Here is a 20,544-nt window from a genome sequence, read left to right on the forward strand (position 1 = left end):
CCCCTCCCCTCTTTTAGGGCGCGTCAGAGCGTCGGGTAGATCGGGAACTGGCGGCACAGGCCGCGCACCCGTTCCCGCATCACCGCCTCGACGGCCGTGTTGTCGCCGGAGTTGCTGGCGGCCAGACCGTCCAACGTCTCGACGATCATCTCGCCGACCTGTTTGAATTCCGCGACGCCGAAGCCGCGCGTGGTCGCCGCCGGGCTGCCGAGACGGACGCCGGACGTGATCATCGGCTTCTGCGGGTCGAACGGCACGCCGTTCTTGTTGCAGGTCATGCCGGCGTGCTCCAGGCTGGCTTCCGCCGCCTTGCCGGTCAGGTTCTTCGGACGCAGGTCGACCAGCACGATGTGGCTGTCGGTACCGCCCGACACGATGTCCAGGCCGCCGTCGATCAGCGTCTTGGACAGCACGCGGGCGTTGTCCAGCACCGCCTGGGCGTAAACCTTGAACTCCGGACGCAGCGCCTCCTGGAAGGCGACCGCCTTGGCGGCGATGACGTGCATCAGCGGGCCGCCCTGGAGGCCGGGGAAGATCGCCGAGTTGATCTTCTTGGCGATGTCCTCGCGGTTGGTCATCACCATGCCGCCGCGCGGGCCGCGCAGGGTCTTGTGCGTCGTCGTCGTGGCGATGTCGGCGTAGGGGAACGGGTTCGGGTAGACGCCGCCGGCGATCAGCCCGGCGTAATGGGCGATGTCGACCATGAAATAGGCGCCGACCTCGTCCGCGATGGCGCGGAAGCGCTCATAGTCCAGGACGCGCGGGTAGGCGGAGCCGCCGGCGATGATCAGCTTGGGCTTGTGCTCGCGGGCCAGCGCCTCGACCTGCTCGAAGTCGATCAGGTGGTCGTCCTTGCGCACGCCGTACTGCACGGCCTTGAACCACTTGCCGGACATGTTGGGTGCGGCGCCGTGGGTCAAATGTCCGCCGGCCGCCAGCGACATGCCGAGCACGCAGTCGCCCGGCTGCAGCAGCGCCAGCAGCACCGCCTGGTTGGCCTGGGAGCCGGAGTTCGGCTGCACGTTGGCGAACTCGCAGCCGAACAGCTTGCAGGCGCGCTCGATGGCGAGGTTTTCCGCCACGTCCACGAACTCGCAGCCGCCGTAGTAACGCTTGCCGGGATAGCCCTCGGCGTATTTGTTGGTCAGGACCGAGCCCTGGGCCTCCAGCACCGCCTGGGAGACGATGTTTTCCGAAGCGATCAGCTCGATCTGCTCCTGCTGGCGGACCAGCTCGTCGCGCACGGCGCGGGCCAGCTCGGGATCGGTCTCGGCGAGCGAGGCGGCGAAGAAACGGCCGATCTCGGCGGCGTTGGCGTTGGTCATGGCGGGGGATTCCTCAATCTCGAATGCTTGCGCGTGTGGGCCGGGGGCGGTGCGGCCCCCGGCCGGCGGCCTTTCGGCCAAATCATTTCGTCCAGCCGGGCCTCAGCCCATCTTGGCGATGCGCCGGCTGTGGCGTTCCCCGCCCTCGAACTCCGTCGCCAGGAAGGTGTTCACGCAGTCCTTGGCGATCTCCGCCCCGATGATGCGCGCGCCGAGCGCGATCACGTTGGCGTCGTTGTGCTCGCGGCTGAGGCGCGCGGTGGTCACGTCGTGGACCAGCGCCGCGCGGATGCCGGGGTGGCGGTTGGCCGCGATGCTGATGCCGATGCCGCTGCCGCAGACCAGAACGCCGCGCTCGGCCCGGCCGTCGGTGATGGCGGCGGCGACGGCGGCGGCGAAGTCCGGGTAGTCCACCGACTCCGGACCGTTGGTGCCGAAATCGAGGACGGTGTAGCCGGCGCCCGTCAGCGACGCGGCGATCTGAGCCTTCAGCTCGTAGCCGGCGTGGTCGGAGGCGAGCGCTACGGTGCGGGCGGTCATGGCGGCGGATAACTCCAGTGCGGCAAAAGTGCCGCGCATCCTACCAGATATCGACGCCAGCCGCCACCACCACACCATGACGTGGGCGCATGGGACGTGGGCGGACGCCCCCGTCCGGCCGGAACCGCAAAATGGGCACGGCCGGAGCACCGGGGCCGCCCCTCGGCCCGCCACTACCGATGGGACGTGTCCCTGCACCCGCACGTCGCGGCGCGCGGCCGGCAGCCGCCCAGACGCTTGAAGGAGCGGAGTCGGTTTTCGCCTCTTCGTTGTCCTTTTCATCAAGCATGTGAGACAGCCGCTTGGTTATAGGGGCTGGACATAGTCCAATTGCCGCAACCAACTCTGTCATCGAATCAAAGCTGGAGCTTACTAGACGATCCTTAAAGCGGCGTGACAGCGGCGGGCCAAACGGCGTTTTCAGCGTTGCCTGATTTGCGCATCCGTCATCAGTTCTGCCGGTTAAAAGCAACTAATTTGCTCATCGCGGAAATTATATTGACACCCAAATCACGGTATGCAACTTGATTGCTACGGACAAATGAAAAGCCAGGACACTGTGCAATGAGCGACCAGCTTCGCGCCGATGTACCCGACAACGCGCTGCTGCGGATGACGGCCGACATCGTATCGGCGTATGTCAGCAAGAATGTTTTGCCCGCACAGCAAATCCCCGAGGTGATCAATACGGTATACTCGTCGCTGACCGGACTTAACGGTCAGCCGCGCGAGACCCCGGCGGAGCCGCTGAAGCCTGCCGTGCCGATCCGCAAATCGGTCACGCCCGAATACATCGTCTGCCTGGAAGACGGGAAGAAGTTGAAGATGCTGAAACGGCACCTTCGCTCCACCTACAACATGTCGCCGGACGAATACCGGTCGCGTTGGGGCCTTCCGCCCGATTACCCGATGGTTGCGCCGAACTACGCCGCGCAACGTTCGGAATTTGCCAAGCGCATCGGTCTCGGCCGCAGTTCAGGCCGCCAGACCCGCCGCAAGGTCGGTTGATCCAGAGATTGTCCGTGCGCAACACGGACCGCCCACGCTGGTGCCGGTCCGTGTGCGTGTTTTTTGATCGGGCAATACCCTGTTTTGGTTGAGTCGTCGTTTCCTGGCTGACAACGGGGGGGCCCGGTCCGGACACCCCTCTCCGCCAGCCGTTCCAGGCGCTGCCGTCAGTTGCAGCCTTTCCGCCCCGACAGGCGGCAATTGAAACGCTCCACGTTGCGCGTCAGATCCTGCCCGGTCGCGATGTTCTCGTCGTTCAGGCATTTCAGATACGCCATGGTCTTGTCGACATACTCCTTCACTTCGAACTGGCATCCGGACATCTTGTCCGCGCTGACGAAAGTGGTGCCGTCGTCCATGCACAGCGGCACGCCGGGCTTGGTGCAGTTGGGCAAAGGCACGGCGGAAGGCAGTGGCGCCGTTTGCGGATGGCTCGCGGGCGGTTGTTGCGGTCCCGCCGCCACCGCCTGTCCGGCACCGGCCGAGACACAGGCCGCGAGAATCGCGGCAACGGCGCCCGAACGCAGAAAAGACGTCACACGAAGCATCTCGGTATCCCCACTTGGGCCGCGTCTTCGATCCGCGGCCATCATCGCGTCGTTCGATCGTCGAGCGCGTTTCTACAAGCGTTACACCCCCTGCACCAGTGCCAACGGGCACGCATAGGTCTACTGTCTTGGGTGAGCGGTTCGCTCTAGGACCGGCGGCCAGGCGTAGCGCGTGGTCGTTCGGGCCGGGGTATGCCAGCGCTCACCATCAGCAGAAGCCAGACTTCCAACCGCGCCGCCGGCACCACGCCCGGCGGCGCGCTTTCTTGGTTTCGGGCCCCAGCCGGAATCAGCGGCCGGGCTTGGCGTCGCGGGTCTGCACGTAGCGCAGCTTGTTGACCGCCGTGCGCTTGAGCAGTTCGACGCTGCCGGTGGCCGGGCCGACCACCGACACCTCCACGCCGGTCTTTCCGTCGATGGCGACCACCTTCATGTAGGTCCCGACGCGATGAAACTCGAACAGCACCTCGCCGTCTGCGCCAGACATACGCCCCTCTCCCGATGATCATCGAAACCGCCGCCGCTCCATCCCCTACCCGTACGAGACCGGCGGCGGCGTGGAACGCGGACGACGCGCGCCTGTTTGACGGACGCCGTTCCACTCTGCACCGGAACGTCGCCGACATCCAACCGCCAAAACATCACCCAGAAGGAAGCGTCATCATGGCCGCCAAGACGATGCAGGATCTTCTGATCGAGGATCTCCGCGACATCTACCACGCCGAAAAGCAGATCGCGAAGGCGCTGCCCAAGCTGGCCAAGGCTGCCCATTCCGAACAACTCCGCCAAGCCTTCGAACTTCATCTGGAACAGACCAGGGGCCAGATCGACCGGCTGGAGCAGGTCTTCGACGAGTTGGACACCCGGACGCGCGGCAAGCATTGCGATGCGATGGAAGGCCTGATCAGCGAAGCCCGCGAGATCCTGGAGATGGGCCTGCTGCCCGAGGTCCAGGACGCCGCCCTGATCGCCGCCGCCCAGAAGGTCGAGCATTACGAGATCGCCAGCTACGGCACGCTCCACGCCTACGCCACCGCCTGCGGCCTGACCAAGGTCGCCCAGCTTCTGGAGGAAACCCTGAACGAGGAAAAGGACACCGACCAGAAACTCAACAAGCTCGCAATCGGCGACTTGAACAAGAAAGCCATCGCCGCCGGCAGCCGCAAGGCCGCGTGACCTTTTTTCTCCGGGTTTTCCCCAACCGGTGAATTCCTTGAAAGCGCCGCGACGGACCGGTACTCTGCTTGCGGAAACCGGTCCTCTCGCGGTGTTTTTTCATGCGCGGCCTTTCGTTCGCCTTTGCCTTGTTTTTCGCCGCGTCCGTGAGTTTGGCGCCAGCCTTCGTTCCGCCCGCAGCCGCCGCGGAAGGCGGTCCCGGCGGCCCGCCCCCCTCGGTGCGCATCAAGCCGCTGATGGTCCCGGTGGTCAGCCCGCAGGGCCGCATCGAGAAATACACCCAGATCGAGGTCAACCTGGAGGTGGGCGACGCCCTGCGGCTGGGCGAGGTGCAGGTCGGCATCCCGCGCCTGCACGACGCGATCCTGACCGCCGTCTACAAGGGCATCGACGAGGGCTGGGTCGTGCGCGGCAACATCGCCAACATCCCGGCGCTGCGCCGCAAGATCAACGACGCCGCCATCGCGCTGTTCGGCAAGGACGTCATCACCCGGATCCTCATCACGCCCATCGCGCGCCAGTCGTCCTTCCAGTAAAGTCGCGGCCGAACCCGCTTCTCGCTGCCGAGGAAAGGCAAGGCCATGGCCGTGATCTACGTGGCGCGCAGCGCCGCCCTGACGAAATGGGCGTCCGACGTCGGACAGGGCAAGCACACCTACAAACTGGGCGTGCTGGACGACGACGCGGCCGTGAAGGCCGCCGTCGAGGACGGCTGGGGCGGTGAGACCGACTGGAAGCTGCTGCATTCCCAGGAGGTCGCCGATCTGTCCGAGGAGGATGCCCTGGCCAAGCTCGGCCGGCGCGAGAAGACCATCGACCCGCTCTATTATCCGCGCCTGAAGGGCGCCGTCGGCATCTTCCGCATCGGCCTGACCAACGTGCAGAACAGCCTGCTGGTCGCCAAGGCGATGACCGCCGACGAACCGCTGGTCGAGGTCAAGGTCAAGCCCAAGGACATCGCCGAGTACATGATCCGCAACGCGGTGGCGTGATGCCCGGTCCGGCACCCGACCCCACCCCGGCCTCCACGGCCCCCCTGTTCACCATCGGTTACGAGCGCGCCTCGCTCGATTCGGTGATCGCGGCCCTGAAGGCGCAGAACGTGGCGACCGTGCTGGACGTTCGCGAGCTTCCGCTGTCGCGCCGCGCCGGCTTTTCCAAGAGCCCGCTGTCGGCCGGGCTGGCCGAGGCCGGAATCGGCTACGTCCATTTGAAGGGGCTGGGCACGCCCAAGGAAGGCCGCGTCGCCGCCCGGCTCGGCCGGATGGACCGCTTCTGGGAGATCGTGGACGAAAAAATGGCGACACCCGAGGCCGAGCACGACCTGGTCCGCGCCGCCGCCCTCGCCGCCCCGGCCCCCGCCTGCCTGCTCTGCTTCGAGGCCGAGCCGCATGTCTGCCACCGCCTGCGCGTGGCCGAGGCCCTGAGTGGGCGCTTCGGCTTCACCGTGCGGCATCTGCGCGCGCTTCCGCCCGGCGCCGCGTCCTTCTGATTTTTTCCATCCCGAACGAGCCTGTCCCATGCCGATCCGCACCGTCCGTTTCGATGAGCTGACCACCCGCGAGTTGTATGATCTGCTCTGGATGCGGCAGAGCGTGCTGGTGGTCGAGCAGGCGTCGCCCTACCCCGACCTCGACGGCCGCGATCCGGACGCGCTGCACCTGATCGCCACGCGCTCCGGCGATCCGGCGCCGGTCGGCTGCGCCCGCTGTTTTGGCCCCGGCGCGGATGGAACGACCGCGTTCGGCCGGCTGGTGGTGCATCCCTCCGAACGCAAGACCGGGCTCGGCCGCGAACTGGTCGCCGCGTCGCTGGCCCATCTGGCCGAGCGCTGGCCCGGCCACGACGTGGTCATCGGCGCGCAGCTCTACCTGGAGCGCTTTTACGGAAGCTTCGGCTTCCGCCGGACCAGCGAGGTCTACGACGACGGCGGCATCCCGCACATCGAGATGCGGCTGAACCGCTGAGGCCCGGCCGCCCCTCGCCTCAACCAGCCAGCGCCCGCTTCACGATCACGTCCAGCTTGCCCAGCATCGCCGGGTCGCGCCGGTCTGGCGCCGTCATGATCGCGTTGTCGAGCGCGGTGTGGCAGCCCTGGACGCAGGTCCCATCGCGCACGCCGATCTTGGGCGCCAGCCGCGACACCAGCGAGCGCGCCTTGCCGGCGTTGGCGACCACCACCTTGATGACCGCGTCCACCGTCACATGGGCGTGGTCGGTGTGCCAGCAGTCGTAATCGGTCACCATGGCGACGGTCGCGTAGCAGATCTCCGCCTCGCGGGCGAGCTTGGCCTCGGGCATGTTGGTCATGCCGATCACGTCGCAGCCCCAGCTGCGGTACAATTCGGACTCGGCGATGGTGGAAAATTGCGGCCCCTCCATCACCATGTAGGTGCCGCGCCGCTGGTGGGGGACGTGAAGCTCCCGCAGCGCCTCCTCGATCAAATCGCCCAGCCGGTTGCACACGGGATGGCCGAGCGCCACATGCGCCACCAGCCCGGTCCCGAAGAAGCTCTTCTCGCGGGCGAAGGTGCGGTCGATGAACTGGTCGATCACCACGAAGGTGCCGGGCGGCAGATGCTCCTTGAGGGAGCCGACCGCCGACACCGACAGAATCTCGGTGACGCCCAACTGCTTGAGCGCGTGGATGTTGGCGCGGAAGTTCAGCTCCGAGGGCGGGATGCGGTGGCCCCGGCCGTGGCGCGGCAGGAAGACCAGTGTCTGGCCGTCGAGGTCGCCGGTCAGCAGCTCGTCGGACGGGTCGCCGAAAGGCGTTTCCACCTTGACCCAGCGCTTGTTCTCCAGCCCGTCGATGTCGTAGACGCCGCTGCCCCCGATCACCCCCAGCACCGCCGCCGTTCCGCTGCCCGTCATGCCCGCCACGCCTCCGTTGAAAGCCCCGTTGAAAACCGGCCGCAGTATTCCGGCAAGGCCCCGGCAAAGGCAACAGGCCTCACCGGCGGCGCAGCAGCGCGGCCAACGCCACCCCGGCCAGCAAGCCGCCGACATGGGCGCCCCAGCCGACCTCGGCCAGCGGCGAATCGGCGGCGGGCGGCAACGCCACCATAGCGATGTTGAGCGCGGCGAACAGCGCCGCCGCCGTCAGCAGCGGCAGGCGCAACCAGCGGAACAGCGGCCAGCGCGCGGGCGGACGCAGCCACAGCGCCGCCCCCATCAGCGCGCAGATCGCCCCGCTCGCCCCGATCAGCGGCGCCATGCGGTCGACGGCCAGCGCCCCCTCGGTCAGCGCCCCCGCGACGGTTCCGGCGACGAACAGCAGCGCATAACGTCCGTGGCCGAGCATCCGCTCCATCGCGTCGCCCAGCGGCCAGAGAACCGCCATGTTGGTGACCAGATGCACCACGTCGCCGTGGATCAGCACATGCCCGAACAACCCCCGCCACAGGGCGGCGGTCGGCAGCGGCCCGGCCAGATCGACGGTCCCGAAGAAATAGGCCGGCACGAAGGCGAAGGATTCCGGCGGCAGTTGCAGGACGAAGGCGAAGACGCAGGCCAACACCACCGCGCGATTCACATAGGCCGGAGCGCCGGACGCCGCCGTCCGTTTCCCGCCCTCACCCAGCGCGAGCGCCATGCCCCGCCCTCCCGCGTCGATCCGTCTCACCCCAATGTGGGGGATCCCGGCGCGGAAATCAGCCTTCGGGACGATCCCGATGCGGCTCCCTATGCCGCTCGTACGGATTGGAGCGTCGGGCAACGGCTGGCACACTGGTCCTACCAATCGGCGAAACACCGGCCCGACACGCAACGAGGGGCCGCAACCGGACTGGGGGAGAAACGATCATGACCGAACAGACGAACGGCGCCGACGCCGCAACGACCGCCGTGACGACGGTGGAGCGCCAGGGCCGCGTAATGGTGCTGACCATGACCGACCCCGCGACCCGCAACGCGCTGAGCGTGCCGATGATGGCGCGCGCCCGCGACGCGTTGGACGAGGCGGCGCACGACCACGGAATCGGCGCCATCGTGCTGACCGGGGCCGGCGGGGCCTTCAGCTCGGGCGGGCACCTGACCAACCTGTACCACCACGGCAGCAAGTCGCGCTCGGAGAACCGCGACGGCATCGAGCGCTTCCACGGCTGGGTGCGGGCGATGCGCGAATGCCCCAAACCGATCGTCGCCGCCGTCGAGGGTCCGGCGGCCGGGGCGGGATTCTCGCTGGCGCTGGCCTGCGACCTGATCGTCGCGGCGGAGGACGCCCGTTTCCTGACCGCCTACGTGAAGGTCGGCCTGACCTCCGACGGTGGCGCCTCGGCCTCGCTGGCCCGCGCGCTGCCGCCGCAGCTCTACGCCGAGCTGATGCTGACCGGCGGGCCGGTCGAGGCCGCGCGCCTGCACGCGGCCGGCGTGGTCAACCGCGTCACCGCCCCCGGCCGCGCGCTGGCCGAGGCCGTCGCCTGGGCCGAGACCATTGCCGAGGGGCCGGCCGGTGCGATGGGGCGTGCGAAGAAGCTGATGGAACTGGCCTATGGCAGCTTCGCCACCCAACTCGCCCGCGAAAGCGACCTGTTCGTCGAGGCACTGCACCACGGCGAGGCCAAGGAGGGCATCACCGCCTTCTTCGACAAGCGCCCGCCGGTGTTCCACAAACGGTAACCGCGGCCAAGCGGTGGAGCCAGGACAGGGACTGGCTCCGCCCGCTTTCAGGCGACGCCGTTCATCCTGAACCACTCCTGCATGCGGCGCCAGCCGTCCTGCGCGGCGGAGGGGTTGTAGGAGGGGCGGTAGTCGGCGTTGAAGCCATGCTCGACGTCGTTGTAGACGACGATCTCGGACTTCGAGCCCCGGATCTCCCGGCGCATCGCGTCGATGTCGCTTGCGGGGATGAAACCGTCCTTGGCGGCGTAGAGCCCGAGCACCGGGGGCTTGACCCGCTTGGCGACGGAAATCGCCGACGTCCCCTTGGGGTTCCAGGGCGGCGTGTTGAGCAGCCCGTACCACGATACGCCGGCCTTCACTGCCGGGTTGTGCGCCGCGTACAGCCACACAATGCGCCCGCCCCAGCAGAAGCCATTGATGCCGAGCCGCGACACGTCCGCCTTGCCGGTGCCGCGCGCGTAGGCGACGGCGGCGTCGAGGTCGCCGTTGACCTGCTCGTCGGAGACCTTCGACACCACTTGGGCGAAGATCTCGTTGACGCTCTGCAGCTTCGACACATCGCCCTGGCGCGCGTAAAGCTCCGGCGCGATGGCGTAATAGCCGAGCTTGGCGATGCGGCGGCAGACATCCTTGATGTGTTCGTGGACGCCGAAGATCTCCTGCACCACGAGGATCGTCGGGAACGGCCCGCCGGCCGCCGGGTAAGCCCGGTAGGCCGGGATCGTGCCGCCCGGCACCGGCATCTGCACCTCGCCGGCCACCAGCCCCTCGTCGCTGGTGTGGATGGCCTGCGCCATCACCGGGCTGGCGGCGACGGCGAAGCCGACGGCCAGACTGGTCACCAGAAAATTCCGGCGGTTGAGGTCGGAGGCTTCCTCTTCGGTGCCGGCGATCATCGCCGGGCGTGCGTCGAATTCGATGCGGTCCATTCGCGTTCCCTGTCCCTGGTGGCTCATGTGCGGTGGGCACGGTCCATACGTGACGATGCACCCAACGGATTGCGACCAAATCGTACTATCTTTTTTGCCGGCTCTGCCGGCAAAGTCGGCCGTTTTCTGCGTGGAAAGGGTGTCGTCCTCTTCCTGCGATTGTGTGTTGAAAGCGGCGCGATATGGGTTGTAAAACCATGCGCCATGACACAACCGCGCCGCACCCTCTCCGACGCCGAACGGCTCGACTGGCTTCGTCTGATCCGGACGGAGAATGTCGGACCGATCACCTTCCATCGCCTGCTCGAGCAGTACGGCAGCGCCAAGGCCGCGCTCGACCGGCTGCCGGACCTCGCCAAGCGCGGCGGACGGGTCAAGCCGCTCCGCGTCGCCTCCAAGGCCGAGGCGGAGCGCGAATCCGACGCCAACCGCAAGCTCGGCGCCCGGCTGCTGTGCGCCTGTGAACCCGACTACCCCGAAGCGCTGGCCGCCGTGGACGACGCGCCGCCGGTCGTTTCGGTGCTGGGCCACGCGCATCTGCTGCGAAAGCGCACCGTCGCCCTGGTGGGGGCGCGGAACGCCTCGTTGAACGGCAAGAAATTCGCCGAATCGCTGGCCCGCGACCTGAGCGCCGCCGGGCTGCTGGTCGCCTCGGGCCTCGCGCGCGGCATCGACACCGCCGCCCACACCGGCGCGCTCGCCACCGGCACCGCCGCCGTGGTGGCCGGCGGCATCGACGTGGTCTACCCGCCGGAGAACGAGCGGCTCTACCGCGACATCGTGGCGCAGGGCGTGGTCGTGGCGGAAAGCCCGGTCGGGACCCAGCCGCAGGCCCGCCATTTCCCGCGCCGCAACCGGCTGATCTCCGGCCTGTCGCTGGGCATCGTCGTGGTGGAGGCGGCGCTGCGCTCGGGCTCGCTGATCACCGCCCGCATGGCGCTGGAGCAGGGGCGCGAGGTGATGGCGGTGCCGGGCTCGCCGCTCGACCCGCGCTGCCAGGGGACCAACAACCTGATCCGCCAGGGGGCCGCCCTGATCGAGAGCGCCGAGGACGTGCTGCGCGCGCTGGAGACCCTGCGCCCGCCCAGCTTGGCGGAGCGGCAGCGCGACCTGTTCTCGGCACCCAAGCCCGTCGAGCCCGACGAATCCGAGCTTGCCCGTGCGCGCGCCGTGGTCCTGGAAAACCTCGGCCCCTCCCCCGTCACCATTGACGAACTCGTTCGCGGGTGCCAATTGTCCGCTCCGGTGGTGCTGACCGTGGTTCTGGAACTTGAGCTTGCCGGCCGAGTCCAGCGTCAGCCCGGTCATCAGGTGTCTCTCGCCTGATCGGCACCCGCCGGGTTCTGGGTAGGCACACGCGAAGGGCAATCTCTTGCCGGGCAGCAACGTCGTCATCGTCGAATCGCCGGCCAAGGCCAAGACGATCAACAAATATCTGGGCGACGACTACACCGTCATCGCCAGCTTCGGCCATGTCCGCGACCTTCCGGCGCGCGACGGGTCGGTGCGCCCCGACGAGGATTTCGCGATGGAGTGGGAGCTGGGCGACCGCTCCAAGCGCCACATCGACGAGATCGCCAAGGCGGTGAAGACGGCCGACCGCATCTACCTCGCCACCGATCCGGATCGCGAGGGGGAGGCCATCGCCTGGCACCTGTCCGAACTCCTTCGCGAAAAGCATCTCTCCGACAACCGCGACGTCCAGCGCGTCACCTTCAACGAAATCACCAAATCCGCCGTCCAGACCGCCATGGCCAACCCGCGCGCCGTGTCGCAGGAGCTGGTCGACGCCTATCTGGCGCGCCGCGCGCTGGATTATCTGGTGGGCTTCACCCTGTCGCCGGTGCTGTGGCGCAAGCTGCCGGGCTCCAAGTCCGCCGGCCGCGTGCAGTCGGTGGCGCTGCGCCTGATCTGCGAGCGCGAATCGGAGATCGAGGTCTTCAAGCCGCAGGAATACTGGTCGATCGGCGTCGGCTTCACCACGCCGGGCGGGGTTCCCTTCACGGCGTCGCTGACCCAGCTCGACGGCAAGAAGCTCGACAAGTTCGGGCTGCCCAACCGCGACGCGGCCGAGGCCGCCGTGGCGCGCATCCGGCCGCAGAGCTTCGCCGTGTCGTCGGTGGAGCGCAAGCAGAGCCGCCGCAACCCGTCGCCGCCCTTCACCACCTCGACCCTCCAGCAGGAGGCCTCACGCAAGCTGGGCTTCGGCGCCACCCGCACCATGCGCACCGCGCAGCGGCTCTACGAGGGCGTCGACATCGGCGGCGAGACGGTCGGCCTCATCACCTACATGCGAACCGACGGCGTCAGCCTCTCCCAGGAGGCCATCGAGTCGGCGCGCAGCCTGATCGGCTCGCATTACGGCGAGCGCTACGTGCCGGGCCAGCCGCGCGTTTACAAGACCGCCGCCAAGAACGCGCAGGAGGCCCACGAGGCCATCCGGCCGACCGACCTGCACCGCCGCCCGGAAAGCGTCGCCTCGGCCCTGGAGCCGGACGAACTGCGCCTCTACGAGCTGGTGTGGAAGCGCACGCTGGCCAGCCAGATGGAAAGCGCGGTGCTCGATCAGGTCGCGGTGGACATCGCCAGCCCGTCCAAGGACGTGGTGCTGCGCGCCACCGGCTCGGTCGTGGTGTTCGACGGCTTCCTCAAGGTCTACCAGGAGGGCCGCGACGACGCCGCCGAGGACGACCAGCAGGACCGCCGCCTGCCCGCCATGGACGAGGGCGACGCGCTGGCCCAGGGCGAGATCAGCCCCGAGCAGCACTTCACCCAGCCGCCGCCGCGCTACTCCGAAGCCAGCCTCGTCAAGCGGCTGGAGGAATTGGGCATCGGGCGCCCGTCGACCTACGCCTCGATCCTCCAGGTGTTGCAGGACCGCAATTACGTGCGGATCGACAAGCGGCGCTTCTTCCCGGAGGACCGCGGCCGTCTGGTCACCGCCTTCCTTGAGAACTTCTTCCACCGCTACGTCGAGTACAACTTCACCGCCGAGCTGGAGAACCAGCTCGACGAGATCTCCGACGGCAAGATCGAGTGGAAGACGGTGCTGCGCGACTTCTGGACCGCCTTCGACGTCGCGGTGAACGGCACCAAGGACCTGACGATCACCCAGGTGCTGACCACGCTGGACCAGGAGTTGGGCTCGCACTTCTTCCCGGCCCCGGTGGAGGGCGGGCACGACCCGCGCGTCTGCCCGGTCTGCCGCGAGGGCCGGCTGGGGCTGAAGCTGGGCAAGATGGGCGCCTTCATCGGCTGCTCGCGCTACCCGGAGTGCCGCTACACCCGCCCGCTGTCGGTCGCCAACGACGAGAACGGCGAGATCCAGGAAGGCCCGCGCGAGCTGGGCAACGACCCTGAAACCGGCCTGCCGGTGACCGTGCGGCGCGGCCCCTACGGCGCCTACATCCAGCTCGGCCCGGCCCCGGTCGCGGCCGACGCCGCTCCACCTCCCCCGCCGGTCGCGGAGGAGAAGCCCGCCGATGGGAAAAAGGCCAAGGCCAAGAAGAAGCCCAAGGACGACACGCCAAAGCCCAAGCGGGTGTCGCTGCCCAAGGGCATGGCGGCGGCCGACGTCGATCTCGACACCGCGTTGAAGCTGCTAGCGCTGCCCCGCGCCATCGGCAACCACCCGGAGACCAACGAGGAGATCAGCGCCGGCATCGGCCGCTTCGGCCCCTACCTGAAGCACGGCAGCGTCTACAAGTCGCTGACGCCGGACGACGACATCCTGAGCATCGGCATCAACCGCGCGGTCGATCTGCTGGCGGGCGCCGCCAAGAAGGCGTCCGCCCCGGCCAAGGCGCTGGGCGACCACCCCAAGACCGGCAAGCCGATCACCATGGGCTCGGGCCGCTTCGGACCATATGTGAAGCACGGCAGCGTCTACGCCTCGATCCCCAAGGCGACGGAGCCGGACAGCGTGACGCTGGAACAGGCGCTGGAGCTGATCGAAGCCAAGGTCGCCAAGGACGCCGCCAAGAAGGGCAAGGCCCCGAAGGAAGCGGCCGAGCCGGCTGCCGAGGGCGAGGCTCCGGTGAAGGAAAAGAAGGCGCCGGCCAAGAAGGCCGCCAAGGCGAAGGCACCGGTCGAGGCCAAGCCGGAAAAGGCTCCGGCGGCGAAGAAGGCCGCGACCAAGGCGAAGGCCCCGGCCGACGCCAAGGCCGAGAAGGTGCCGGCCAAGAAGGCGTCGTAAGGCGCCGGCAGCGGTGCCCCCTCCCTAACCCTCCCCCGCTGCGCGGGAGAGGGGACTGCCGCCGTCTTCCCACAAGGTCCCCTCTCCCGCTGCAAGCGGGGGAGGGCTAGGGAGGGGGCAAACGCAAGCCCGGCAACCACCTCCCGGAACGCCCCGCCCGTGACCGAGTCCCGCTTTCCGACCAAGGACGCCGTCCTCGCCTTCATCCGCTCCAGCACGGTGCCGGTCGGCAAGCGGGAGATCGCCCGAGCCTTCAAGCTGTCCGGCTCCGCCCACCGCGAGGCGCTGAAGGAGCTGCTGCGCGACCTGGAGGCGGACGGCAACGTCGAGCGCGGCCGCAACAAGCGGATGGCCCCGCCGCAGTCGCTGCCGGAGGTCGCCGTGCTGGAGGTCTCCGCCGTCGACCCGGACGGCGAACTCCAGGCCCGCCCGCTGACCTGGACCGGCGAGGGGACGCCGCCCCGCATCTTCCTGCTGCCCGAACGCGGCAAGGGCGCCCCTGCCCCGGCGGTCGGCGACAAGCTGCTCGCCAAGCTGTCGCGCATCAACGACCGGCTCTACGAGGGCCGGATCATCCGCCGGATCGAGGGCGCGGAGGGCCGCGTTCTCGGCGTCTACCACCCGGCTGCGGACGGCGGGCGCCTGATCCCGACCGACCGCCGCAACAAGACCGAGTTCGTCGTCCTGCCGCCCAACCGGGGCGACGCCGAGGCCGGCGATCTGGTGATGGCCGACATCCTGCCGGCCGGGCGGCTCGGCCTGCCCCAGGTCCGCGTCACCGAGTGTTTCGGCTCCACCGCCGAGCCGCGCGCCATCAGCCTGATCGCCATCCACGGCGCCGGCCTGCCGACCGTCTTCCCGCACGCCGCCCTGCGCGAGGCCGAACTGGCCGCCGTGCCGCCGCTGTCCACCCGCGAGGACCTCCGCGCGATCCCGCTGGTCACCATCGACGGGTCCGACGCGCGCGATTTCGATGACGCGGTGTGGGCAGAGACCGATCCCGACCCGTCGAACCCCGGCGGCTGGCACCTGCTGGTCGCCATCGCCGACGTGTCCTATTACGTGCGCCCCGGCTCGGCGCTGGATCGCGCGGCCTACGAGCGCGGCAACTCGGTCTATTTCCCCGACCGCGTCGTGCCGATGCTGCCGGAGGCGCTGTCGAACGGCCTGTGTTCCCTGCGTCCGGGCGAGGACCGCGCCTGCCTGGCCTTCCATCTGTGGATCGACCGCGACGGTGCGCTGGTCCGCCACCGGCTGGTGCGCGGGCTGATGCGCTCCGCCGCCCGGCTGACCTACGAGCAGGTCCAGGCCTGCCGCGACGGCACCCCCGACGACGACACCGGCCCGCTCGCCGAGCCGGTGATCGCCCCGCTCTACGGCGCCTTCGCCCGGCTGTGGGCGGCGCGCGGCCGACGCGGCACGCTGGAGCTCGACCTGCCCGAACGCCGCGTGCGGGTGGACGAGCGCGGCCGGGTCGGCGAGATCGCGACGCGCGAGCGCCTCGACAGCCACCGGCTGGTCGAGGAGTTCATGATCGCCGCCAACGTCGCGGCGGCCGAGACGCTGGAAGCCCGGACCATGCCCGGCCTGTTCCGCGTCCATGACCAGCCCTCGATGGACAAGATGGAGGCCCTGCGCGGCTTTCTGGCCGGCATCGGCCAGACCCTGCCCAAGCGGCAGGAGCTGACCCCGGACCATTTCACCCGCATCCTGCGCAAGGCGGCGGGCACCCCGGAAGCCCCGCTGGTCAGCGAGGTCATCCTGCGCGCCCAGGCCCAGGCGGCCTACAGCCCCGAAAACATCGGGCATTTCGGGCTGGCGCTGCGCCGCTACGCGCATTTCACCTCGCCGATCCGCCGTTACGCCGACCTGATCGTCCACCGCGCCCTGATCCGCACGCTGAACCTCGGCGTCGGCGGGCTGGACGACGGGGCGATGGAGCGGCTGGCCGAGATCGGCGACCACATCTCCGCCACCGAGCGGCGGGCGGCGGCGGCGGAGCGCGACGCGCTCGACCGTTTCACCGCCTCCTTCCTGTCGGACCGGATCGGCGCGCGATTCGCCGGGCGGGTGTCCGGGGTGACACGCTTCGGGCTGTTCGTGCGACTCGACGAGAACGGGGCCGACGGGCTGATCCCGGCCAGCACGCTGCCCGACGACCGCTACGAGCACGACGAGGCGAAACACGCCCTGGTGGGCCAGCGCCACGGCCGCACCTACCGGCTGAGCGCACCCGTCTCCGTCATCCTGGTGGAGGCCGATCCGCTGACCGGAAGCACCCTGTTCCGGCTGGACGATCCGCAGGGCTGAACGGGACGCGGGAGCGGAAGCGTGGCCGGAAGGACACAGCCGTTCCATCAAGCAAAAGCCTGACAATTCGGGGTTCCCCGCATTCAAGCGTGACCTTCGCGCCACAGAATTCGGTGAATCGCGACTTTGTATAGAGCCCCTCAAATTTGTCCCGCTCCGGCCCTGAACGATGGTGCTATCTCTCACCCATCCGGGATCGGGAACATCCCCATCCGGTCCGGCGAGGCTCCTCGGGGTTCAGGGAAGGGAGGCCGCGGTTCGTCCCATGGCCATTCGCGATCGCAACGCCCAGTCGCGCGTTTCGCCGTTTCAGGCTCTCTCCCGGCGCCTTCGCGGTTGCGGGCGCTTCGCCGCCCCCGCCACCGCCGCCTTTCTCGCCCTCAACGCCCATGGCAACCCGGTCCAGGCCGTGCCGAGCGCCGATCCGGCGTCGGTCAGCGAGCAAGTCTTCGCCGTAGGCTTCGGCAAGATCGCCGAAGTCTACCTGAAGCCGGTCAGCTTCGACCAGTTGGGTGTCGACGGGCTGAAGGGGCTGACCGTCATCGACCCGACCGTGAAGGTCGAGCGCGCCAACAGCACCGTGCGCCTGTACGTGTCGGGCGGGCTGGCCGCCGAGTACGGCGCCGCCGGGGCGGCCGACGCCGCCGGCTGGGCGACGCTGACCACGCGGGTCATCGACCGCGCCCGCCTGTTCTCGCCGCCGCTGGCGCTGGCCACGCCCGAGCGCATCTATCAGGTCGTGTTCGACGGCGTCACCGCCGACCTCGACGGCTATTCCCGCTACACCGGCGTCCAGCGCGCAACCAACGAACGGGCGCAGCGCGAGGGCTACGGCGGCATCGGCGTCTCGCTCGACATCGCCAACAACCGCGTGACGGTGCGCGACGTGCTGCCGCGCAGCCCGGCCGACCGCGCCAGCGTGCGCGACGGCGACCAGCTCCTCGCCATCGACGGCGAGTTGACGACCCGGCTGAACGAAGCCGACATGCGCGACCGGCTGCGCGGCCCGACCGGCACCATCGTGATGGTGACGCTGGCCCGCGACGGCGGCACGCCGCGCCGGGTGCCGCTGCGCCGCGAGCGGGTGGTGCCGAACACGGTCAGTTCCTCGGTCGTCGATCAGGTCGGCGTGATCAAGCTGGAGCGCTTCAACGCGACCACCGCGTCGAACCTCCGCGACGCGGTCGCCGGCATCCGCCAGAACGTCGGGCGGAACCTGCACGGCCTCGTGCTCGACCTGCGCGGCAACCCCGGCGGGCTGCTCGACCAGGCGGTGTCGGTCGCCGACCTGTTCATCAAGCGCGGCCGTATCATCGCCACCGAGGGCCGCCACCCCGACAGCCGCCAGCGTTTCGAGGCGGCGCCCGACGACATCGCCGACGGCCTGCCGCTGGTCGTGCTGGTCGACGGACGCTCCGCCTCCTCGGCCGAGGTGGTGGCGGCGGCGCTCCAGGATTCGGGCCGCGCGGTGGTGGTCGGCGCCTCGTCCTACGGCAAGGGCAGCGTCCAGACGGTGACCCGCCTGCCCAACGACGGCGAGCTGTTCCTGACCTGGAGCCGCATCTACACCCCGGCCGGCTACACCCTGCACCGCCAGGGCGTCCAACCGATGGTCTGCACCAGCCGCGCCGGGCAGACCGACCCCGACGCCCTGCTGGGCGACCTGCGCGACGGGCGCCTGCGCCCGACCCAGATCGCCAGTTGGCGCGCCAAGGCCGCCGACGACGAGCAGGCTCTGGCGTCCCTGCGCGAGTCCTGCCCGTGGAAGGAACACGAGCCGGAACTGGACCTGAAAGTCGCGACGCGGCTGCTGGCCGAACCGGGGCTTTACCAGCGCGCGGTGGCTCTTGCCGTCGTCAACACCGTGGCGGAACGTTAGACTCGGGAACTTGGAAGCGCGGCGGATCTGTTCTTGATTGTTGCGGTCCTTAATTCTTGACATCGCGGCGTCAGACGGTATCTTCCGCCGCTAACACGCCGCCCCCGCCGGGATGGCGGGCACGGATTTTTTGTCGGGATCGAGATCATGGCCAAGCAGAACACCGTCCTCATCAAGCTGCTGAGCACGGCTGACACCGGTTTCTTCTACGTGAAGAAGAAGAACCCGAAGAAGACCACCGAGAAGCTGTCGTTCCGCAAGTACGACCCGGTGGCTCGCAAGCATGTCGAGTTCAAGGAAGCCAAGATCAAGTAAGGCTCCCGACCGACCGCTTTACGAAAGGCCGCCCTTTGGGCGGCCTTTTCGTTTTTGGCGCTGTCTACTTGGTACGGGTTTCCGTAGCGCCTCAGCCGATCTCGGCCAGCAACCATGCCTTGAACTGGCGGATGCGCCGCGCCCGCTCCGCGCCCGGCGCGTGGGCGATGTAGTAGCTGCCGCGCTGGCGCAGAGTCTCGGCGAAGGGCTGGACCAGCCGGCCCGAGGCCAGATCGTCCTGCACCAGGAAGATCGGCAGCAGCGCCACCCCCATCCCGGCCGACGCCGCCTCGATGATCATGAAGAAATGCTCGAAGCCCAACGACAGCGCCGATTCGGGCAGGGTCAGGCCGAAGGCGCCGAGATAGCCGCGCCAGGAATCCGGCCGCGTCGTGTGCTGCAGCAGGCGATGGCGCGGCAGGTCGGCGGGGTGGCGCAGCGGCGGCCCCTGCTCCAGCAGCCCCGGCGCGCAGAAGACGCCGATGGTCTCGGCCATCAGCGGCGTGGTGACCGAGCCCGGCCAGCCCGCCACCCCGAAGCGGATGGCGACGTCCAGCGGCTCCTTGCTGAAATCGACGTTGTGCTCGCTGACGCTGACGTCGACCAGGATGTCCGGGTTCTCAGCCTGGAACCCCTTCAGGCGCGGCACCAGCCAGCGTTGCGCCAGCGTCGGCAGGGCACTGACCCGCAGCACGCCGCCGTCCTGCTGGCGCGCCGCCCGCGCCGCCGAGGCGATGCGGTCGAGCGCCTGCGACGCCTCGGCGTAAAAGGCCTCGCCGGTCGGGGTCAGTTCGATCCCGCGCCCGACCCGGCGGAACAGCTCGACGCCCAGATCGGCGTGCAGGGTCTGCATCATGCGGCTGACCGCGCCCTGCGTCACCGACAGGTCGGCCGCCGCCTTGGTGAAGCTGAGATGGCGGGCGACTGCGACGAAGCTGCGGACGGCGTTGAGCGACGGCAGGGAGCGGTCTGGCATGGGGCTGGGCCGATCTATGAGTTCAACTCATAGACAGCCGTCCAAGAACTCGTTTGTCAAGCCTACGCCGATGCGGTCTGCTGGGCCCCGCAACAGCCACCCGCCAGCCGGAAAGAGACCCCGCATGAGCACTCTGACGCCCTTCCACATCGCCTTTCCGGTCGACGACCTCGCCGTCGCCCGCCATTTCTACGGCAGCGTGCTGGGCTGCCCGGAGGGGCGCAGCAGCGACCAGTGGATCGACTTCGACCTGTTCGGCCACCAGATCGTCGCCCATCTGAAGCCGCGCGACGACAGCGCGCCGGGCGCCCACCACAACCCGGTGGACGGCCACGACGTGCCGGTGCCGCATTTCGGCGTCGTCCTGCAACCGGCCGACTGGGATGCCCTGGCCGAGCGTCTGAAGGCGGCGGGCGTCAAGTTCGTGATCGAGCCCTACACCCGCTTCAAGGGTCAGGTCGGCGAGCAATCGACGATGTTCTTCCTCGACCCCGCCGGCAACGCGCTGGAGTTCAAGGCCTTCGCCGACCTGTCGCAGCTGTTCGCGAAGTGAGGAAAGTCCTCTCCCGTCCCGGGAGAGGGAGGGGACCCACGAAGTGGGGAGGGTGAGGGGCGAGCGGGCGTGGTACATAATCCATGTTCCAATAGCCCCTCACCCTTCCCACGGCATGCGCCTTGAGCCCCGAGGTCGTTCGCAAGTCTCACGACCGCATTCCACCT

General features: G+C 68.8%; 21 protein-coding genes. 13 read left to right on the forward strand and 8 right to left on the reverse strand.

Going from position 1 to position 20,544, the window contains the following annotated elements; translation table 11 throughout:
- Positions 1 to 23: 23 nt before the first annotated feature.
- Positions 24 to 1,325: a serine hydroxymethyltransferase gene (gene glyA, locus EJ913_RS00575; RefSeq protein ID WP_126993818.1), complete on the reverse strand. Its 1,302-nt coding sequence runs from the start codon at positions 1,323 to 1,325 to the stop codon at positions 24 to 26.
- Positions 1,326 to 1,427: 102 nt separating this feature from the next.
- A complete protein-coding gene (gene rpiB, locus EJ913_RS00580; protein WP_126993820.1) occupies positions 1,428 to 1,865 on the reverse strand; it encodes a ribose 5-phosphate isomerase B in 438 nt (145 codons plus the stop codon).
- Between the two features lie 564 nt (positions 1,866 to 2,429).
- Between rpiB and EJ913_RS00585 the strand changes: the two genes are divergently transcribed.
- The gene (locus EJ913_RS00585) at positions 2,430 to 2,873 is read left to right on the forward strand and encodes a Ros/MucR family transcriptional regulator (protein WP_126993822.1); all 444 of its coding nucleotides are present in this window, start codon (positions 2,430 to 2,432) and stop codon (positions 2,871 to 2,873) included.
- Between the two features lie 167 nt (positions 2,874 to 3,040).
- Here the strand turns inward: EJ913_RS00585 and EJ913_RS00590 are convergent, their stop codons facing one another.
- Positions 3,041 to 3,421 carry a hypothetical protein gene (locus EJ913_RS00590; RefSeq protein WP_126993824.1) on the reverse strand — a complete coding sequence of 127 codons (381 nt, stop codon included), beginning with the start codon at positions 3,419 to 3,421 and terminating at the stop codon, positions 3,041 to 3,043.
- Positions 3,422 to 3,710: 289 nt separating this feature from the next.
- Complete coding sequence (locus EJ913_RS00595) at positions 3,711 to 3,908, reverse strand: DUF6898 family protein (protein ID WP_126993826.1); 198 nt, start codon at positions 3,906 to 3,908, stop codon at positions 3,711 to 3,713.
- Between the two features lie 176 nt (positions 3,909 to 4,084).
- On the opposite strand from EJ913_RS00595, the gene EJ913_RS00600 reads away from it, so the two are divergent.
- From EJ913_RS00600 to EJ913_RS00620, 5 genes are all read left to right on the forward strand, one after another.
- Complete coding sequence (locus EJ913_RS00600; RefSeq protein WP_126993828.1) at positions 4,085 to 4,597, forward strand: YciE/YciF ferroxidase family protein; 513 nt, start codon at positions 4,085 to 4,087, stop codon at positions 4,595 to 4,597.
- A gap of 218 nt (positions 4,598 to 4,815) precedes the next feature.
- Complete coding sequence (locus EJ913_RS00605) at positions 4,816 to 5,133, forward strand: hypothetical protein (protein WP_244939197.1); 318 nt, start codon at positions 4,816 to 4,818, stop codon at positions 5,131 to 5,133.
- A gap of 45 nt (positions 5,134 to 5,178) precedes the next feature.
- Complete coding sequence (locus EJ913_RS00610; RefSeq protein ID WP_126993832.1) at positions 5,179 to 5,589, forward strand: hypothetical protein; 411 nt, start codon at positions 5,179 to 5,181, stop codon at positions 5,587 to 5,589.
- Positions 5,589 to 6,089, forward strand: coding sequence for a DUF488 domain-containing protein (locus EJ913_RS00615; protein ID WP_126993834.1), 501 nt, complete (start codon positions 5,589 to 5,591; stop codon positions 6,087 to 6,089). The genes EJ913_RS00610 and EJ913_RS00615 overlap by 1 nt, the downstream gene beginning before the upstream one ends.
- 28 nt (positions 6,090 to 6,117) lie before the next feature.
- On the forward strand, positions 6,118 to 6,564 hold the full coding sequence (locus tag EJ913_RS00620) for a GNAT family N-acetyltransferase (RefSeq protein ID WP_126993836.1): 447 nt from the start codon (positions 6,118 to 6,120) through the stop codon (positions 6,562 to 6,564).
- Positions 6,565 to 6,583: 19 nt separating this feature from the next.
- Here EJ913_RS00620 and EJ913_RS00625 read toward each other — a convergent pair whose 3' ends face one another.
- Both EJ913_RS00625 and EJ913_RS00630 read right to left on the reverse strand, forming a co-directional pair.
- Positions 6,584 to 7,471 carry an S-methyl-5'-thioadenosine phosphorylase gene (locus EJ913_RS00625; protein WP_126993838.1) on the reverse strand — a complete coding sequence of 296 codons (888 nt, stop codon included), beginning with the start codon at positions 7,469 to 7,471 and terminating at the stop codon, positions 6,584 to 6,586.
- 79 nt (positions 7,472 to 7,550) lie between these two features.
- Positions 7,551 to 8,192: a rhomboid family intramembrane serine protease gene (locus EJ913_RS00630; protein ID WP_126993840.1), complete on the reverse strand. Its 642-nt coding sequence runs from the start codon at positions 8,190 to 8,192 to the stop codon at positions 7,551 to 7,553.
- 209 nt (positions 8,193 to 8,401) lie between these two features.
- On the opposite strand from EJ913_RS00630, the gene EJ913_RS00635 reads away from it, so the two are divergent.
- A complete protein-coding gene (locus EJ913_RS00635; RefSeq protein WP_126993842.1) occupies positions 8,402 to 9,217 on the forward strand; it encodes an oxepin-CoA hydrolase, alternative type in 816 nt (271 codons plus the stop codon).
- A gap of 47 nt (positions 9,218 to 9,264) precedes the next feature.
- On the opposite strand, the gene EJ913_RS00640 is transcribed toward EJ913_RS00635, so the two are convergent.
- Positions 9,265 to 10,149, reverse strand: coding sequence for a dienelactone hydrolase family protein (locus tag EJ913_RS00640; protein WP_244939198.1), 885 nt, complete (start codon positions 10,147 to 10,149; stop codon positions 9,265 to 9,267).
- A 204-nt stretch (positions 10,150 to 10,353) separates the two neighbouring features.
- Here EJ913_RS00640 and dprA point away from each other — a divergent pair, with 204 nt between their 5' ends.
- From dprA to rpmG, 5 genes are all read left to right on the forward strand, one after another.
- Positions 10,354 to 11,475 carry a DNA-processing protein DprA gene (gene dprA, locus EJ913_RS00645; RefSeq protein WP_126993844.1) on the forward strand — a complete coding sequence of 374 codons (1,122 nt, stop codon included), beginning with the start codon at positions 10,354 to 10,356 and terminating at the stop codon, positions 11,473 to 11,475.
- 46 nt (positions 11,476 to 11,521) lie between these two features.
- Complete coding sequence (topA, locus tag EJ913_RS00650; protein ID WP_126993846.1) at positions 11,522 to 14,344, forward strand: type I DNA topoisomerase; 2,823 nt, start codon at positions 11,522 to 11,524, stop codon at positions 14,342 to 14,344.
- Between the two features lie 159 nt (positions 14,345 to 14,503).
- On the forward strand, positions 14,504 to 16,654 hold the full coding sequence (gene rnr / locus EJ913_RS00655) for a ribonuclease R (RefSeq protein ID WP_126993848.1): 2,151 nt from the start codon (positions 14,504 to 14,506) through the stop codon (positions 16,652 to 16,654).
- Positions 16,655 to 16,919: 265 nt separating this feature from the next.
- On the forward strand, positions 16,920 to 18,533 hold the full coding sequence (locus EJ913_RS00660) for a S41 family peptidase (protein WP_126993850.1): 1,614 nt from the start codon (positions 16,920 to 16,922) through the stop codon (positions 18,531 to 18,533).
- Between the two features lie 147 nt (positions 18,534 to 18,680).
- Positions 18,681 to 18,848, forward strand: a complete 168-nt coding sequence (gene rpmG / locus EJ913_RS00665; protein ID WP_085556071.1) for a 50S ribosomal protein L33 — start codon at positions 18,681 to 18,683, stop codon at positions 18,846 to 18,848.
- Positions 18,849 to 18,939: 91 nt separating this feature from the next.
- Here rpmG and gcvA read toward each other — a convergent pair whose 3' ends face one another.
- Positions 18,940 to 19,824, reverse strand: coding sequence for a transcriptional regulator GcvA (gene gcvA / locus EJ913_RS00670; RefSeq protein ID WP_126993852.1), 885 nt, complete (start codon positions 19,822 to 19,824; stop codon positions 18,940 to 18,942).
- Positions 19,825 to 19,948: 124 nt separating this feature from the next.
- Here gcvA and EJ913_RS00675 point away from each other — a divergent pair, with 124 nt between their 5' ends.
- Positions 19,949 to 20,377, forward strand: a complete 429-nt coding sequence (locus EJ913_RS00675; RefSeq protein WP_126993854.1) for a VOC family protein — start codon at positions 19,949 to 19,951, stop codon at positions 20,375 to 20,377.
- The last annotated feature ends 167 nt before the right edge of the window (positions 20,378 to 20,544 follow it).

Source organism: Azospirillum doebereinerae, from assembly GCF_003989665.1.
In the GTDB taxonomy this organism is placed as follows: domain Bacteria; phylum Pseudomonadota; class Alphaproteobacteria; order Azospirillales; family Azospirillaceae; genus Azospirillum; species Azospirillum doebereinerae.

Bases quoted from the DNA above. Each gene is read 5' to 3' on its own strand.
- EJ913_RS00600 (WP_126993828.1), top strand. From the start codon at position 4,085: ATGGCCGCCAAGACGATGCAGGATCTTCTGATCGAGGATCTCCGCGAC.
- rpmG (WP_085556071.1), top strand. From the start codon at position 18,681: ATGGCCAAGCAGAACACCGTCCTCATCAAGCTGCTGAGCACGGCTGAC.
- EJ913_RS00615 (WP_126993834.1), top strand. From the start codon at position 5,589: ATGCCCGGTCCGGCACCCGACCCCACCCCGGCCTCCACGGCCCCCCTG.
- EJ913_RS00675 (WP_126993854.1), top strand. From the start codon at position 19,949: ATGAGCACTCTGACGCCCTTCCACATCGCCTTTCCGGTCGACGACCTC.
- dprA (WP_126993844.1), top strand. From the start codon at position 10,354: ATGACACAACCGCGCCGCACCCTCTCCGACGCCGAACGGCTCGACTGG.
- EJ913_RS00590 (WP_126993824.1), bottom strand. From the start codon at position 3,421: ATGCTTCGTGTGACGTCTTTTCTGCGTTCGGGCGCCGTTGCCGCGATT.
- gcvA (WP_126993852.1), bottom strand. From the start codon at position 19,824: ATGCCAGACCGCTCCCTGCCGTCGCTCAACGCCGTCCGCAGCTTCGTC.
- EJ913_RS00625 (WP_126993838.1), bottom strand. From the start codon at position 7,471: ATGACGGGCAGCGGAACGGCGGCGGTGCTGGGGGTGATCGGGGGCAGC.
- EJ913_RS00610 (WP_126993832.1), top strand. From the start codon at position 5,179: ATGGCCGTGATCTACGTGGCGCGCAGCGCCGCCCTGACGAAATGGGCG.
- EJ913_RS00620 (WP_126993836.1), top strand. From the start codon at position 6,118: ATGCCGATCCGCACCGTCCGTTTCGATGAGCTGACCACCCGCGAGTTG.
- EJ913_RS00585 (WP_126993822.1), top strand. From the start codon at position 2,430: ATGAGCGACCAGCTTCGCGCCGATGTACCCGACAACGCGCTGCTGCGG.
- glyA (WP_126993818.1), bottom strand. From the start codon at position 1,325: ATGACCAACGCCAACGCCGCCGAGATCGGCCGTTTCTTCGCCGCCTCG.
- EJ913_RS00660 (WP_126993850.1), top strand. From the start codon at position 16,920: ATGGCCATTCGCGATCGCAACGCCCAGTCGCGCGTTTCGCCGTTTCAG.
- EJ913_RS00630 (WP_126993840.1), bottom strand. From the start codon at position 8,192: ATGGCGCTCGCGCTGGGTGAGGGCGGGAAACGGACGGCGGCGTCCGGC.
- EJ913_RS00595 (WP_126993826.1), bottom strand. From the start codon at position 3,908: ATGTCTGGCGCAGACGGCGAGGTGCTGTTCGAGTTTCATCGCGTCGGG.
- rpiB (WP_126993820.1), bottom strand. From the start codon at position 1,865: ATGACCGCCCGCACCGTAGCGCTCGCCTCCGACCACGCCGGCTACGAG.
- EJ913_RS00640 (WP_244939198.1), bottom strand. From the start codon at position 10,149: ATGGACCGCATCGAATTCGACGCACGCCCGGCGATGATCGCCGGCACC.
- EJ913_RS00635 (WP_126993842.1), top strand. From the start codon at position 8,402: ATGACCGAACAGACGAACGGCGCCGACGCCGCAACGACCGCCGTGACG.